The 13,182-nt window shown below is 65.1% G+C and carries 16 protein-coding genes; 2 read left to right on the top strand and 14 right to left on the bottom strand.

The genetic code is table 11. From position 1 onward, the window contains the following. Nucleotides 1-17 precede the first annotated feature (17 nt). The gene (locus tag QUV25_RS09420) at nucleotides 18-239 is read left to right on the top strand and encodes a TIGR02450 family Trp-rich protein (protein WP_300863381.1); all 222 of its coding nucleotides are present in this window, start codon (nucleotides 18-20) and stop codon (nucleotides 237-239) included. 20 nt (nucleotides 240-259) lie between these two features. On the opposite strand, the gene QUV25_RS09425 is transcribed toward QUV25_RS09420, so the two are convergent. Both QUV25_RS09425 and QUV25_RS09430 read right to left on the bottom strand, forming a co-directional pair. Beyond that, entirely contained in the window at nucleotides 260-826 is a 567-nt protein-coding gene (locus QUV25_RS09425) for a pyridoxamine 5'-phosphate oxidase family protein (protein WP_300863382.1), read from the bottom strand. Continuing rightward, nucleotides 816-1,211: a thiol-disulfide oxidoreductase DCC family protein gene (locus QUV25_RS09430; protein ID WP_300863383.1), complete on the bottom strand. Its 396-nt coding sequence runs from the start codon at nucleotides 1,209-1,211 to the stop codon at nucleotides 816-818. The genes QUV25_RS09425 and QUV25_RS09430 overlap by 11 nt, the downstream gene beginning before the upstream one ends. 112 nt (nucleotides 1,212-1,323) lie before the next feature. Between QUV25_RS09430 and QUV25_RS09435 the strand changes: the two genes are divergently transcribed. Further along, nucleotides 1,324-2,040, top strand: a complete 717-nt coding sequence (locus tag QUV25_RS09435) for an SUMF1/EgtB/PvdO family nonheme iron enzyme (protein WP_300863385.1) — start codon at nucleotides 1,324-1,326, stop codon at nucleotides 2,038-2,040. 518 nt (nucleotides 2,041-2,558) lie between these two features. On the opposite strand, the gene QUV25_RS09440 is transcribed toward QUV25_RS09435, so the two are convergent. From QUV25_RS09440 to bchM, 12 genes are all read right to left on the bottom strand, one after another. Further along, nucleotides 2,559-3,464, bottom strand: coding sequence for a short-chain dehydrogenase/reductase (locus tag QUV25_RS09440; RefSeq protein ID WP_300863386.1), 906 nt, complete (start codon nucleotides 3,462-3,464; stop codon nucleotides 2,559-2,561). A 13-nt stretch (nucleotides 3,465-3,477) separates the two neighbouring features. Beyond that, nucleotides 3,478-3,930, bottom strand: coding sequence for a DUF2269 domain-containing protein (locus QUV25_RS09445; protein ID WP_300863387.1), 453 nt, complete (start codon nucleotides 3,928-3,930; stop codon nucleotides 3,478-3,480). Continuing rightward, the gene (locus QUV25_RS09450; RefSeq protein ID WP_300863388.1) at nucleotides 3,927-4,127 is read right to left on the bottom strand and encodes a hypothetical protein; all 201 of its coding nucleotides are present in this window, start codon (nucleotides 4,125-4,127) and stop codon (nucleotides 3,927-3,929) included. Before QUV25_RS09450 ends, QUV25_RS09445 begins: the two co-directional genes overlap by 4 nt. 37 nt (nucleotides 4,128-4,164) lie before the next feature. Then, on the bottom strand, nucleotides 4,165-5,268 hold the full coding sequence (locus tag QUV25_RS09455; RefSeq protein ID WP_300863390.1) for a phytoene/squalene synthase family protein: 1,104 nt from the start codon (nucleotides 5,266-5,268) through the stop codon (nucleotides 4,165-4,167). After that, complete coding sequence (locus QUV25_RS09460) at nucleotides 5,249-6,829, bottom strand: phytoene desaturase (protein ID WP_300863391.1); 1,581 nt, start codon at nucleotides 6,827-6,829, stop codon at nucleotides 5,249-5,251. The genes QUV25_RS09455 and QUV25_RS09460 overlap by 20 nt, the downstream gene beginning before the upstream one ends. Then, nucleotides 6,804-7,682, bottom strand: coding sequence for a putative photosynthetic complex assembly protein PuhE (gene puhE / locus QUV25_RS09465; protein ID WP_300863392.1), 879 nt, complete (start codon nucleotides 7,680-7,682; stop codon nucleotides 6,804-6,806). Before puhE ends, QUV25_RS09460 begins: the two co-directional genes overlap by 26 nt. A gap of 55 nt (nucleotides 7,683-7,737) precedes the next feature. Beyond that, entirely contained in the window at nucleotides 7,738-8,853 is a 1,116-nt protein-coding gene (gene acsF, locus QUV25_RS09470) for a magnesium-protoporphyrin IX monomethyl ester (oxidative) cyclase (RefSeq protein ID WP_300863393.1), read from the bottom strand. Between the two features lie 17 nt (nucleotides 8,854-8,870). Then, nucleotides 8,871-9,395 carry a photosynthetic complex assembly protein PuhC gene (puhC, locus tag QUV25_RS09475; RefSeq protein ID WP_300863395.1) on the bottom strand — a complete coding sequence of 175 codons (525 nt, stop codon included), beginning with the start codon at nucleotides 9,393-9,395 and terminating at the stop codon, nucleotides 8,871-8,873. Nucleotides 9,396-9,418: 23 nt separating this feature from the next. After that, nucleotides 9,419-10,114 carry a photosynthetic complex putative assembly protein PuhB gene (gene puhB, locus QUV25_RS09480; protein WP_300863396.1) on the bottom strand — a complete coding sequence of 232 codons (696 nt, stop codon included), beginning with the start codon at nucleotides 10,112-10,114 and terminating at the stop codon, nucleotides 9,419-9,421. Between the two features lie 69 nt (nucleotides 10,115-10,183). Next, the gene (gene puhA / locus QUV25_RS09485; RefSeq protein WP_300863397.1) at nucleotides 10,184-10,945 is read right to left on the bottom strand and encodes a photosynthetic reaction center subunit H; all 762 of its coding nucleotides are present in this window, start codon (nucleotides 10,943-10,945) and stop codon (nucleotides 10,184-10,186) included. A 51-nt stretch (nucleotides 10,946-10,996) separates the two neighbouring features. Next, on the bottom strand, nucleotides 10,997-12,436 hold the full coding sequence (locus tag QUV25_RS09490) for a BCD family MFS transporter (protein WP_300863399.1): 1,440 nt from the start codon (nucleotides 12,434-12,436) through the stop codon (nucleotides 10,997-10,999). Continuing rightward, nucleotides 12,433-13,146 carry a magnesium protoporphyrin IX methyltransferase gene (bchM, locus tag QUV25_RS09495; RefSeq protein ID WP_300863400.1) on the bottom strand — a complete coding sequence of 238 codons (714 nt, stop codon included), beginning with the start codon at nucleotides 13,144-13,146 and terminating at the stop codon, nucleotides 12,433-12,435. The genes QUV25_RS09490 and bchM overlap by 4 nt, the downstream gene beginning before the upstream one ends. Nucleotides 13,147-13,182 lie beyond the last annotated feature (36 nt).

The raw sequence follows: 13,182 nt of genomic DNA on the forward strand, positions 1-13,182 counted from the left end.
GCAGGACAATCGCCTGCATGAACCGCATCCATCCCAAGAAACTGCTGCTGAGCAAATGGACTGCGGTCACCCCGTTGCACAAGGACAAGCACTTTCTCGTCACCGTGGTGGTGAAACCCGAGCAACCGGCCGACGCCATCGAATGGGTGGAGATTGAAGCGGTGATGTCGCGCGCGCTGCACCGCATCGCATGGCGCGAACTCAAAGATCCGAGTCGCTGGCGCCAGGGCTGGGTCTGACGTCGGCCACCTGAGTCCGGTCAGGGCACCAGCCACTCGACGCGCTGTTCGTCCAGACGAGCGCGGCGGTGGCCGGCGCGAGCGAGTTCCAGCCAGTCCATGGCGATCACGTGACCTCGCAACACCGCGATCTGCGGCGTGTCCAGCAAGGCCTCATGCGCTACGGCCAAGGCGCTGCCGGGTGCGCGCGCGGCGAGGTAGTCGTTGGCGGAGGGCGACTGGCGCACCCGTTCCCATGCAGCGTTGGCTTCCTCGTCGTTCTGCAACACCGCAAAGCGCAGCTGCACGCGCAGCTGCCAGCTCAGACGCGAACTCCAGCACAGCAGACTGGCGACGGGCTGCGCCAGCAGTTCCGCCACCTTGGGACTGCGCGCATCGGTGTAGATCAGCAACTCCGCTTGTGCCTGCCGGACTTCGCGCAACACCACCGTGCGCACCTGAGCCAGCCCGTCAAGGCCCGTGGTGGCCAGCGCCGGCGTGCGCCACGCGTGGTGTCGGTCCACCGTCGCTCGCGTCAGCTCCTGCCAAAGTCGCTGGCGCAGCTCGTCGCCACCGACGAAATGATCGTGATCGCCTTCAGCGGCCATGAGCGCTTGCACCAAGCCAGCGGTTCAAGCCGCGCTGGATCCAGGGACGCACCGGCAAGAAAGCGCGGTAGGCGAGTTCGGCCAGCCACGACACCGGCGGCGCCGCTGACAACCAGCCCAGCCAGCGCCAGCCGGGCAGCTGCCGCCAAAGTTGCGAAAACGCCGCTGCGCCGCTGAACAGCTGGCCCTGGGCGTCGCGCACATGAAAGCGCGCCATGGCCGATCGACAGTCCAGGCCCGCTCCCAGCTCGGCCGGCTGGCTCACATCCACCCAGCCCAGCGCCTGCGCCGCGGGCATGCGGCGATAGAAGCCGATCTCGCGCTGGCACAGCGGACAGCTGCCATCAAAGTAGACGGTGAGGGGAGCGGGTTGGAGCACAGCCATTCAGCGATGTTGCCCCAATGCCCAAGACCTTGCCCACGGCCAGGTGCATGGCCACACGCCGTCCTTGACCTCGGCAGCTGCGAGGAAAATCAGATCGCGGCACGATACGGCCATGTCTTTTTTCGACGCCTTTTTTCGACGAACACTGGCGCTTGCGTGGTTCTCGGCCGTCTGCGGTGCCGCTGCGCAGCCCGTCGACCGCGTGACCTTGCCCGAATTCGACATCGACCGCACCGAGGTCACGATCGCCCAGTTCGCCCGCTTTGCCGCCGCCACCGGCCTGCGCACGCGAGCCGAGCGCGACGGAGGTGGTTTTGAATACGTGGGCGGCTGGCAACAACGTGCCGGCTGGACCTGGCGCACGCCCGACGGCAGCACAACCGCGAGCGATCAGCTGCCGGCAGTGCACCTCACGCACGGCGAGGCGCATGCCTATTGCCAGTGGGCGAGCGGGCGACTGCCGACCGCCGCCGAGTGGTTGAGCGCGGCTTTCACCGAACAGCGAGCGTCACCGCCATCGCCCTGGCAGCGCGGCAAGACCTACGAGTACCCCACCGGCGACAACCCGCAAGGCGCCAACACCAGCGCAAACGACGCCTGGCCCCGCGCAGCGCCGGCAGGTGCCACCGCACCCGGCGTCAACGGCCTGCTCGACATGGGCGCCAACACGTGGGAATGGGCAAGTGATGCGCGCGGCGCCGAGCGGCGCACGCTGGGCGGTTCGTGGTGGTACGGCGCCTCCCAAATGCGCGCCGAGGTCAGCGCCTGGAAAGACGCCGACTTCGCCGCGGTGTATATCGGCTTTCGCTGCGTGTACCCCAAGCGCTGAAGGGACGCAGGCTCAGTGAGACAGCCGAGGGTGGACTCGCTGCACGCTTTCGCGCTGTGCGAGTCTCTGCGCTTCGAGCCGCTCAAACGATCGAGCATCCAGCTCACTCACCCGTCGGTCGGTGCGCTCAACAAGAGATCGCTGCTTACCATCGCCTCGTCTACAGTGCTTCCCATGAAATGAATGGGCAGATTCACCCAAGACCGAAGGCAGCACGACCGTCATCAGCTTCGCCCGCCTCCGAAAGCGGCCTGGGCCTTATCGATTGACCGCGCAAGGCCTCGGCCCCACAGCAACCAACACGGCATTGCTGCAGCCACGATCGCGGCCCTGCTGCGATCAACCCGGGGGATCACGCGGGTCTGGAAAAGCCGTCCGGGCTTGCACTCCACACGAAGATAGCCTCGAAAGGCTCGTCTAAGGGTTACCGCAAGAAAAGACTGTGTGCGGCCTTGCCCTCGGGATGCCCCAGCCGCGTCTCGCGCCTTGCGCACAGCCCTTCTTTGATCCGCAGCGCACTATTCGGTCGGTTGCTCCAGGATCCGCGCCAAATCACGCGGCCCCAGCGATGAGGCCAGCGCTCCGACCTGCGCCAAGCCTTCCACATAGCGCTTCTCCATCTCAGGCACTGCCCGCAGCAATTCTCGTTCGGCCATCGGCGTGTGCAGCAGCGCGCGCAGCCAATGCAGCACGCGCACCCAGCCGGGTACCCAAAGGCGCCGGTCGCGTCGCTCGATGCCATCGACCATCAGGGTGGCGGCGCGGGCAGCCGGCATCTCGCGGCCCAGTGGACCGGGCATGGTGGCGCGCAAGCGCACAAAGCTCGGGTGCAACACACCTTCTGTGACCAGCGGCGTGCTCACCCAGGTGGGATGAATGACGCCGACCCCGACACCGTGCGAGGCCAACTCGATGCGCCAGGCATCGCACATGGCCTCGATGGCGGCCTTGGAGCCCGCATAGGCCGACATGAAAGGAGCGTGTCCAAAGCTCGCCACCGAGGCGGTGGCCAGCAGATAGCCCCGCGCAGCCATCACCGCGGGCAATGCGCTGCGCACGGTGTTGAACGTGCCATGGATGTTGATGTCCATGCAGCGCTTCCAGGCCTGCGGGTCGGTGTGGGAAAGCGGCCCGAAAGAAGCCATGCCAGCGTTGGCCCAGACGACGTCGATGCGACCGTGGCGGGAAAGGGTCGCGGCAACGGCCGCCTCACACTGCTCCATTGAAGTCACATCGGCGGTCAGCGCCAGCACATCATTGCCCAGGCTGCGTGCCACGGCTTGGACGTTCTCGGTGTTGCAGTCCACCAGGACGGGCCGTGCGCCCCGGCGCTGCAGTTCGGTGGCGGCCGCCGCACCAATGCCGGAGCCTGCGCCGGTGATCAGGACGACTTGACCGCGCAAGGGCGGAGGACGAATGGCCATGAGCGCCAGGCTGTCAGCCGATCTTGTTGATCATCAGGTACAGGATGGGCAGCGGCAGCACCGTGGCCACCGCGCCCGAAATCTGCCAGATGCGCGACAGGCGCAGGTATTCCGAGGTGATGTGGTCGCACTGGCGCAGCAGCTGGCGTTGCTTGAGCTGAATCGGCACCAGCACCAGCAACCAGATCAGGCCCGACAGGCCGAACAGCATGTAGGACCAGCTGATCCAGCTGTGGCTCTCACTGCCACCGAACCGAACCGACATCAGGTGCCCGGTGATCACCACCCCCAAGGCGCCGGTGACGGTGAACAGTAGGTCGGTGAGCAACACCATGTGGTTGCTGAACTGGATGATCTGGTGGTTGCGCGTGCGCTCGGCCAGCGCCGCCCAGGTGCCACTGACGATGACATTGCCCAGAAACAGGCAAGCACTCAGGATGTGGATGGTCTTGAGCGTGGTGCTCATGGTGGGGGCGTTCTCAGATCGGTGGCGGTTGTTTCGGGCGTCTCGTTGTCAGCGGCCTGCGCCGCTTCAAGCGCTCGCTGGCGAGCGGTGGCCTGGCGGGCGCGCTCCAGATCGCGAAACTGCCACCAAACAAAAAGGCCCAGCGCCAGCAGCAACCCGCCCACCTCCAGCAGCTTGATCCAGTGGCTGGGAGACATGGTCGGCGGCCAGGTTTGCCAAACGCTTCATCCACCCTCAACGGGTGAGGCGGTCATGCTCGACCAGGCGGGCGTGCATCTCCATCAGGCGGGCCATGCGTTCATCAAAGCGCTGCCAGACGGTGCTCTCCTTACCCACCAGCTCAGGGGCCAGTGGCGCTTCAGCGGCCTCCACCAGGTAGGCAATCGCGGGCAGCGGTGCCATCGCCTGGGTCTGACCCGCCGGTGCGACAAAGGCCGCGCCGGCGGCGCGAGCCAGCAACGCCAGCTTGCGGCTGGGTGGCACCACGGTTCGCTGGGTGATCGAGTCCAGCCCGCTGCGCGACAACTGTTCGCCGATCTCGGCGTACACCAGCCGCGCCGCGTGGATGGCGGGGCGGCAGTCGCGCGGCAGCGCGGCAATGCCCTGCTCGGCCCGCAGGTACAGCACCTCGGCAGCGTCCAACAGGCGCTGGGTGACCTGCGCAATGGCGGGACTGAACACCGGCGCGCGCAACCAGGCGTCCGCGTCCACGCCCGCTTCGCGCAGCCATTCGCGCGGCAGGTACAGGCGGCCGTTGCGGGCGTCTTCCCCCACATCGCGGGCGATGTTGGTCAGCTGCATGGCCACACCCAGTTCGCAGGCGCGGGCCAGCGCTTGCTCACCTTTCGCGCCCATCACCAGTGCCATCATGGCGCCGACGGCACCCGCCACGCGGGCGCCATAGTCCTGCACATCGGCCAGGGTCTCGTAGCGGCGGCCCTGTGCGTCCCACAAAAAGCCTTCCAGCAGGGCGTCGAGCAACACGCGTGGAATGGCGAAGCGGTGCACCACCTGGCACAGCGCCCGGTCTTCGACGTCCGGACCAGGGCGCCCGTCGTAGATGGCATCGAGCTTGCCCCGTAAAGTGGCCATGGCGGCGAAGGGATCGCTGCCCAGGTCGATGGCGTCGTCGGCCAGACGACAGTACGCGTACAGCGCACTGGCGGGCGCACGCACGCGCGCAGGCAGCATGAGCGAAGCGGCGAAAAAGGACTTCGAGCCGCCGCGCATGAGCGCGCGGCAAGCCGCGAGGTCGTAGCCGATCTGGGCGGGCGCCTCGTTCGGGCCCGCAGAACGGTCGGCTGAGGATGGGGTGGCTTCAAGCAAAGGCTTTGACATTGGGGAGCACCTGTTCAAGCGTCTTGGCAGACATGAGCACACCTGGGATTCCCGCACCGGGGTGGGTGCCTGCACCCACCATGAAAAGGTTCTCGATGTCTTCGCTGCGGTTGTGCGCGCGGAACCACGCGCTTTGCAGCAGCAAGGGCTCTTGCCCAAAGGCCGCGCCCTGATACGACAGCAAGCGGTCTTGAAAGTCTTGCGGCGTCGTCACGCGGGAGGTGGTGACGTGCTGGCGCAGGCCCGGCAGCACCGTGCGCTCCAGCGCCTCGGCCACAGCCTGGCGGTAGGGCTCGGCGTGGGCCGCCCAGTCGGTGCCGCTGGCCAGGTGGGGCACAGGGCTCAGCACGTAGAAGGCATCACAACCGGCGGGCGCCAACGAAGGATCGGTGGCGGTGGGCCGGTGCAGGTAGAGGCTGAAGTCTTTGGCCAGCTTGTGCCGCTTGAAGATGTCTTTCAGCAGTTCGTCGTAGCGCGGCCCCAGCACCATCATGTGGTGAGGCACGTCGTCGTAGCGCTTGCTGGTGCCGAAGTACCAGACAAACAGACTCATGGAATGGCGGCTGTTTTCGATGCGCTGGTTGGACCAGCGGCGACGGTACTGGGGCTCGATCAGGTGGCGGTAGGTCCACATGGTGTCGGCGTTGGAGACCACGATGTCGGCCTTGACCTTTTCGCCGCCCGCCAAGGTGACGCCGTTCGTGCGGCCGAGCTTGTCGCTGCCCGCCGGGGCCGGTTCCACATCGATACGCGCGACCTCCGCGTTGTAGCGGATGCGCCCGCCCAGGCTCTCGAGCAGCTTGACCATGGCGGTGATGATGGCCCCAGTGCCGCCCATGGCCGAGTGCACGCCGTAGCGACGTTCCAGCGTGTTGATGAGGCTGTAGATGCAGGTCACCGACAGCGGATTGCCACCGATCAGCAAGGGGTGAAAACTGAACACGATGCGCAACTTGGGGTTCTTGAAATAGCTGCACACCATCTGGTGGATGCTGCGCCAGCCGCGCATCTGCAGCATCTTGGGCACCGCGCGCAGCAGGTCACCGACCGTGTTGTAGGCAATGCCACCGAGCTCGATGAATCCCTTCTGGTAGCAGACGGCGGCTTCTTCCAGAAACCGCTCGTAGCTCTCCAGGTCTTCGGGGCTGAAGCGGGCCACTTCGGCGCGCATGCGCTCGGCGTCGCCGGTGTAGTCGAACCAGGTGCCGTCGTCGAAGCGAATCCGGTAGTACGGGTCCATCGCCCGCAGCTCGACGTCGTCGCTGAAGGTTTTCCCGGCCAGCGCCCACAACTCGTCGAACATGAACGGCGCGGTGATGATGGTGGGACCGGCGTCGAAGGTGTAGCCGTCCTGGCGCCAGACGTAGGCGCGGCCCCCGGCGGCGTCGAGCTTCTCCAGCACCTCCACGCGCCAGCCGCGAAGCGCCAGGCGAATGGCGGCGGCCAGACCGCCAAAGCCGCTGCCGATGACGAGCGCACGCGGCCCACCCCTCGGTCCGGCGCCGGTGCCCGTGGCGAACAGGGGCGGGACGCCATCAGCGGGCGTGAAGTAGCTGTTCATGGCTGTCGGCCGTTGTGCCGTCGTGGGTGGTTTGTGCTTGGGCGGCTGCGCTAGGAACCGTGGGCGCCAGGCTGCCCGCTGCGGGCTGTCGTTTGGACAGGGCCCAGCGCCACAGCGCTGTGGTGGACACGGGCAGCACCAGCATCCCGTGCTCAATGATGGCCAGCGCCAGCATGGTGCCGACCAACGTCAGACCCAGCACGGTGGCTGCATCGGCCGCAGGGTCCAGCGCGCGCATCACCATCCAGCCCAGCACCAGACTGGCGCCGACCACCACGAACGGAAACAGCAGGTTCATGGCACGACGACGGAAAAAGCTGCTGAGATAGACCAGGTGCGGTGGCAAGAACTCTTCGCTCAGGTTTCGCACGCCCAGGAAAAGATTGAGCTTGGCGCTGGTGCGCATGGACCACAGCACCACAAAAGTCCATGTGCCGACCTGGTTGGGCGCGCCCCAGGTCATGGCGATGAGCAGCACACCCACCAACAGAATGCCCAGCTCATGCCAGAGGATGGCGCGCACCGACTCGATGAAGCGCCGCCCTTCCCTGCCCTGGGCATAGGCAGCCGGGAGCGCGGTGGTGCGCGGCCCGGTGATCCAGCCGGTGAGGAAGCTGAGTTCGTGCCAGCCCCAGATCAGCAGCGCGCTGGTGAACGCGCAGTAGATGGCCGCGGTGTTGGTCAGATCGGCAGTGTGGTTCAACGCCACCAGCGCCGCCACGGCCAGGGCCGTGGATGCAAACAGGCTGAGCTTGTAGGCGCGTCTTTGCATGCCATTGAGCAACAGCACGATGCCCGTGCTGAACCACCAGATGAATACGGCGAACAGCGCGGCCAGGGCGATGTCAGACATGGATCGCTTGCCTGTGGGGACTTGACCTCAAGGGACGCGGCTCGAACAACACCGTCTACCAGCTCGGCGCCACGCGCACGTTCACCGGCAGCTCGTGCCGGTGAACCGGCATCAGGTACAGGCGCGCGAAGGTGGCTGCACCGGCGACCGCGCAAGAAAGCTGCTGGAGCTTGCCGACGATGCCGCCGCGCTGTTTGGCTGCATCCATCTTGCTCTGGATCATGAACAGCCTGGCCAACCCGGCGCGGAAGGCCGGGTTGTCGGTGTCCAGAGAAATCGGGAACACCTGCTTGGTGATTTCGGTGGTGATGCGAAACACCTCGTAGTCGTAGGACGTTGGGTCCAGGCCCATCGCTGCTTTCAACATCGGTCGGGTGTGGTCGCGCACGTACATCGTGGCGTACACCGCCAACAGAAAGAAGCGGATCCACAGCAGGTTGCCGCCTTTGAGCAGGTGCGGCTGGGTGCGCATGATCAGCGCGAAGCTCTCGCCGTGCCGGAATTCATCATTGCACCAACGCTCGAACCACCGGAAGATGGGGTGAAAGCGCTTCTCGGGATGGCGTTCGAGCTGGCGGAAGATGGTGATGTAGCGCGCGTAGCCAATCTTTTCGCTGAGGTAGGTGGCGTAGAAAATGTACTTGGGCTTGAAGTAGGTGTAGGCCTTGGTGCGCTTGAGGTCGCCCAGGTCCAGACCGATACCGAAATCGCGCAGGCTCTGGTTGATGAAGCCGGCATGGCGCGACTCGTCGCGCGCCATGTAGCGCATGAGCGCCTTGATGTCGGGATTGGTGATGTTCTTCTGGATTTCGTTGTACAGGATGCAGCCGCTGAACTCGCTGGTCACGCTGCTGATCAGAAAGTCCAGGAACTCTTCGCGCAGCTCGGGCGACACCCTTGAAAATACCTGCGCCACTTCCGCGGCGAACTCCGGCGTGCGCTGGAAGTGATCATGGTTGTTGTCGCCTTCGTACTCGGCCATCATGGCGTCCCACTCGGCGCGCAACGGCGAGACGTCGATGGCGTCCATGGCCTTGAAGTCGGTGGTGTAGAAGCGCGGGCTCAACAGCGATTCAGACTTGGCCTTACGCGCAGCGTCATCTGAGCTATGGATACCTTCAACTGATGGTGCATGACCAACGGTGGCGGTGACGGAATGGGCGGCTTGCATGATGGTGTCCTTCAAGTTCAGGGCTTGGCGGGATGGGAGACGACGTTGGGCACATTCACCGGGCTCGCGGTGAGCAAGGGTGCAAAGGCGGCAGCATTCGTCGGACCGAACGACTCCAGATCCACCCGCTGCTGAGTCAGCGGATCGAACAGTGTCAGCCCGCCATCGGTGCGAGCGATCAGCTGAAAGGGTTGCTCCGAGCCCAGGCCACGCGACTTGCGCTCACGCGCGAGTGCGCGCAAGGTGCCACGCAGAAAGCCCTGCTCACCCTGGAACGAGCGCACCAGCTCGCCGGTGCGGCCATCGATGACGGCGATGCCACCATCGGGTTGGTCCACAAAGCGCAGAGCGCGCTCCATGGTGCCGGGCTGCGGCTTCTGGTCGGGGCCATTGCCGGTGATGCGCACCAGACCGACACTGATCAAAGAAAAGGCGATGACACCGCCTGCACACAACAGCACCCAGCGCGGGAAGCTGTCGGGCGCCAGCGGTTGGCCGTTTGAGGGAAGTTGGGCCTGAGTAGCTTGAGCGGCGTTGTTCATGGTGCGGTGTGCCCAGTGGGTGTTCAGGTGAGACCGACTTGCCAGCGATGGCCAGGCGCAGTGGATGCCAATTCAGGCGCAGCAGCAACGCCGGTGGTGGGAGCCTCTGCGGCCACTGTCGCGCCCGTGCTGGCAAACCAGGCCTGGGACAAGAGCGCTGCCACATGTTCTGCGTTCGGCACCGCGCGCAACATCGGCTCCGGGCGGGCCAGCACCCAGGGGCGCACGTGCGGCCACAGGTGCAGCCAGGCAATGTGGTCCTCACCGCCCATGGCAATGAGGATGTCGCCACAACCGTCCTTGTGCTGGCGCAGGCTGGCCGATTTCACCAGGCACAGCGGCAGGTTGAAGGTCAGCGTGAGCGCGATGCCGATCCGCATGACGATGCGTTTGTCGGTGAGTGTGTAGACCGCTGTGCGCGCTGTGGCCCAGGCCAGGCCGGCGAGCGCGGCGAAGCCCATCACGGACAGAAAGCCCAGCAACGCGATCGACTTCAAGCCATCGGCGAACGAGCCGCCATCACCCATGGTGCTGGCGACGTTCCAGGCCAGCATCAGCGCGAAGTACACCGCCACCTTGCGCAGGTGGAAGATGCGCAGCGCCACCTCACGGAAGTCGGGTGACCCCTGCCAGAGGATTTTTTCGTTGGCCGGCAACAGCTCGGGCAGGCCATACTGCGGTTCAAACTCATGTTCGTGGCCGTGGCTTTTGATCGGCATGGTGTGCTCTCTGGTGAGATGGAGAAACGGGCTTCAGGCGATGTGCGTCTGTGAGCTTTCTGTCGGCGCTCAGATCCAGGGGTCGCCCCGGCTGGGCTCGGCGTACAAGGTGCCAGCGCCAAAGTACGCACTGATGCGCTCCTCTTCCAGGAAGGTCACCTGGTCCGGGTTCTTCAGACCCGGCACATCGGCGAACTGGTGGGAGAAGAGGGACAACACCTGAACGCTGGCACTGCCGATGCGCGTGAACGGGATCGGCACCATCACGCGACGCGGCCCGCTCGCGGTCGGTGTTTCCACCTCCAGGAATCGGAACAGCATCTCGGCCTGGTCGAGCCAGACGTCCACCACCTTGCCGGCACTCTTGAAGTCACCGGCAATGACTTCCAGGCCGCGGGGGTCTGTGTCGTTCTTGCTGATGCTGTAAGCCTGGGCTACCCGCAGCGGAATGATCTTGGGGCCACCGGCGTGCATCATGTCGGGCACGTCGGCGCGGTTGGACCAGGCACCTGCGCCCACACCAGCCAGCAGCGGGTCGCCAGTTGGCTCAATGGGCGAACCAGGCGAAGCATAGGTCCCGGCGGCTGCGTAGTCGGGTTCACCGCGTTTGAGGTCGGGCACGACCACATCGCCATGCACGGTCTTGAAGGTCTTGGGTGAAGGCACAGGCCAGCCCTTGACTTCCAGGCTGAGCCCATCAGTTTGCATCGGGTAGCCCTCTCGATGGCCTTCTCGAACGAGGTAGTAGATCAAACCGGCAAAGAACAACCAGAACACGTACAGAAGAATCTGTGCCAGGTCGACATATCCGGTGATGGCGCCGAATTCCATGGGGAACGCTCCTTTCTTGGGGTGAAGGTCGGGAAATCTATTGAGGAAGGTCTAACTCGGGAGTTCGGCTAGGCCGAACTTGCGAGGGGGATGCAGGGCTTGTGAACGGCGGCCCACGAGAGGACCAATGACCGCCAGCGTCAAGAACAACAGCAACAGTTCGAGGTGGTACACAAAGCTGTATCCAGTGACTGGGTTGGCCAGCGCCAGGCCCAGAGTGCCCTGATTTGCGAGGGTCGAGACGAGATCGCGCAAGCCTCCACCAAAAAAAGTGGCTAAGCCGGCACCGGCGGCCTGCACTGCGCCCCAGGCGCCCAGAGCCATGCCGATATAGCGCCCCTCTTCCATTCGCATGGCGGCGGACAACGTGCCCACCGCAAACAGCCCGCCACCGAAGCCTATGCCCCAGGCACCTGACCGAAACAACCAGGCTGCGTCCAGGGGAGCGGCAAAAATAACTGCCGAAAAGGCTGGCAGCCCTGCCAATGCGCCGTAAGCCGCCAGGCGCATGGGATCTGCCCCGCGAGCCAGTTGGCGTCCTGCCAGCACGAATCCGATGAGTGCACCACCAGACATCAGGGCCGTCAGCGCACTGGTGGCTCCCACGCTCAAATGCAGAATCTCGCCGCCGTAAGGCTCAAGGATGATGTCCTGCATTTGGAACGCCATCGTGCCCAGCCCGGTGGCCCACAGGAAACGGCGCGCCCGCTGGTGGGTGATGAACTGACGCCATGCGACCAGGAATGGTGCAGGTGGTGCCTGCTTCTTCATGGCCGCCGCCCGCACAACATCGCGCGGCTCCTGCTTCCAGAGCGCAACGCAGTTGAGCGCCAGCACGACCAGCGCAAAACCCTGCACGGTCTGGACCAGCCGTTGCGGCGAAAACTCGGCCAGCAAGAAGCTGAAGACCAGACTGCCGCCCACCGCGCCGAGCAACAGCATGATGTACATCAGCGCCACCACGCGCGGCCGGGTCTCTTCGCTGGCCTGGTCGGTGGCCAGAGCAAGGCCAGCCGTCTGCGAGGTCTGAAGCCCCGCGCCCACCATCAGGAAGGAGACAGCAGCAGCAGTCGGACCGAACCATTCGGGCACCGCCACAGCATTGCCACCCGACATCACCAGCAAGGCAAAGGGCATCACGGCCAGGCCGAAGAATTGCACCAGCGTGCCGCCCCACATGAACGGCACCCGCCGCCACCCAAAGGCCGAGCGGTGGGTGTCGGACTGGTACCCGGTGACCGCACGAAACGGTGCCACCAACATCGGCAGGGCGACCATCAGAGACACCAGCCAGGCAGCGACGCCGAGCTCCACAATCATCACGCGATTCAAGGTGCCCACCATCAGCGCGGTGGTCATACCCATCGTCACCTTGAAGAGCGAAAGACGCAGCAGGCGCGACATCGGCAAACCGGCACTGGCCACGTCGGCAAACGGCAGCCATTCTGCGGGCAGGGACCGCGCCATCTTGCCGATGAGTTTGGCCGTCATGTCCGCCTCCACTCCAAGGCCTGGCTCTTGTAGAAACCACCGGTCACCAGCTCAAAGCGCCCAGGACTCCAGCCTTCAAAAGCCGGGTCTTGGGCCATCAGCCTGTGCAGCACCTGTGGCGACACCGGTTCGATGGCTGGCGAGCGATCCCCTTTGGGAAACAGGCGACCGATGCCCAGCATCAGCAGGCTGCCCGGCGTACGCGGTGCGGCGGTGAAGACCATCGAATGGCGGGTGCGTGCGGCCAAGCGCGCCAGCGAAGACACGATGTCGGTATCCCGGTAATGGATCAGCGAGTCCATCGCTACCACGTGGTCAAACGCTCCGAGGCCGGGGTCCAGCATGTCGCCACTGCGGAAGTCGATCGCTCCCCAGCCAGGGGAACTGAGCAGCGACTCGGGCAGGCGCTCGCGAGCCAGGTCGACCAAGGTAGTCGAGAGGTCAATGGCCACCACATGGGCGCCGCGCCGAGCGGCCTCAACCGCCAGCGCACCTGTGCCACATCCGGCGTCGAGGATGCGTTGACCCCTCAGGTCTTGCGGCAACCAAGACAACAAGGTGCTGCGCATGCGATCACGCCCGGCCCGCACCGTGGCGCGAACACGACCGACGGGCGCGGTGGATGTCAACCGGGCCCAGGCTTCGGCCGCAGTGCGGTCGAAGTACGTCTCGAGTTCGCCTCGGCGAGTGATGTAGGTGCGGGTGGTCATGGCTTCAGTTCGGGATGGAAGGCAACACGCCTCGGA

This window comes from Hydrogenophaga sp. (assembly GCF_030373245.1).
Classification (GTDB): domain Bacteria; phylum Pseudomonadota; class Gammaproteobacteria; order Burkholderiales; family Burkholderiaceae_C; genus Hydrogenophaga.

Excerpts from the sequence above, each read along its gene's own strand:
- QUV25_RS09420 (WP_300863381.1), top strand. The coding sequence starts at position 18 with ATGAACCGCATCCATCCCAAGAAACTGCTGCTGAGCAAATGGACTGCG.
- QUV25_RS09425 (WP_300863382.1), bottom strand. The coding sequence starts at position 826 with ATGGCCGCTGAAGGCGATCACGATCATTTCGTCGGTGGCGACGAGCTG.
- QUV25_RS09430 (WP_300863383.1), bottom strand. The coding sequence starts at position 1,211 with ATGGCTGTGCTCCAACCCGCTCCCCTCACCGTCTACTTTGATGGCAGC.
- QUV25_RS09435 (WP_300863385.1), top strand. The coding sequence starts at position 1,324 with ATGTCTTTTTTCGACGCCTTTTTTCGACGAACACTGGCGCTTGCGTGG.
- QUV25_RS09440 (WP_300863386.1), bottom strand. The coding sequence starts at position 3,464 with ATGGCCATTCGTCCTCCGCCCTTGCGCGGTCAAGTCGTCCTGATCACC.
- QUV25_RS09445 (WP_300863387.1), bottom strand. The coding sequence starts at position 3,930 with ATGAGCACCACGCTCAAGACCATCCACATCCTGAGTGCTTGCCTGTTT.
- QUV25_RS09450 (WP_300863388.1), bottom strand. The coding sequence starts at position 4,127 with ATGTCTCCCAGCCACTGGATCAAGCTGCTGGAGGTGGGCGGGTTGCTG.
- QUV25_RS09455 (WP_300863390.1), bottom strand. The coding sequence starts at position 5,268 with ATGTCAAAGCCTTTGCTTGAAGCCACCCCATCCTCAGCCGACCGTTCT.
- QUV25_RS09460 (WP_300863391.1), bottom strand. The coding sequence starts at position 6,829 with ATGAACAGCTACTTCACGCCCGCTGATGGCGTCCCGCCCCTGTTCGCC.
- puhE (WP_300863392.1), bottom strand. The coding sequence starts at position 7,682 with ATGTCTGACATCGCCCTGGCCGCGCTGTTCGCCGTATTCATCTGGTGG.
- acsF (WP_300863393.1), bottom strand. The coding sequence starts at position 8,853 with ATGCAAGCCGCCCATTCCGTCACCGCCACCGTTGGTCATGCACCATCA.
- puhC (WP_300863395.1), bottom strand. The coding sequence starts at position 9,395 with ATGAACAACGCCGCTCAAGCTACTCAGGCCCAACTTCCCTCAAACGGC.
- puhB (WP_300863396.1), bottom strand. The coding sequence starts at position 10,114 with ATGCCGATCAAAAGCCACGGCCACGAACATGAGTTTGAACCGCAGTAT.
- puhA (WP_300863397.1), bottom strand. The coding sequence starts at position 10,945 with ATGGAATTCGGCGCCATCACCGGATATGTCGACCTGGCACAGATTCTT.
- QUV25_RS09490 (WP_300863399.1), bottom strand. The coding sequence starts at position 12,436 with ATGACGGCCAAACTCATCGGCAAGATGGCGCGGTCCCTGCCCGCAGAA.
- bchM (WP_300863400.1), bottom strand. The coding sequence starts at position 13,146 with ATGACCACCCGCACCTACATCACTCGCCGAGGCGAACTCGAGACGTAC.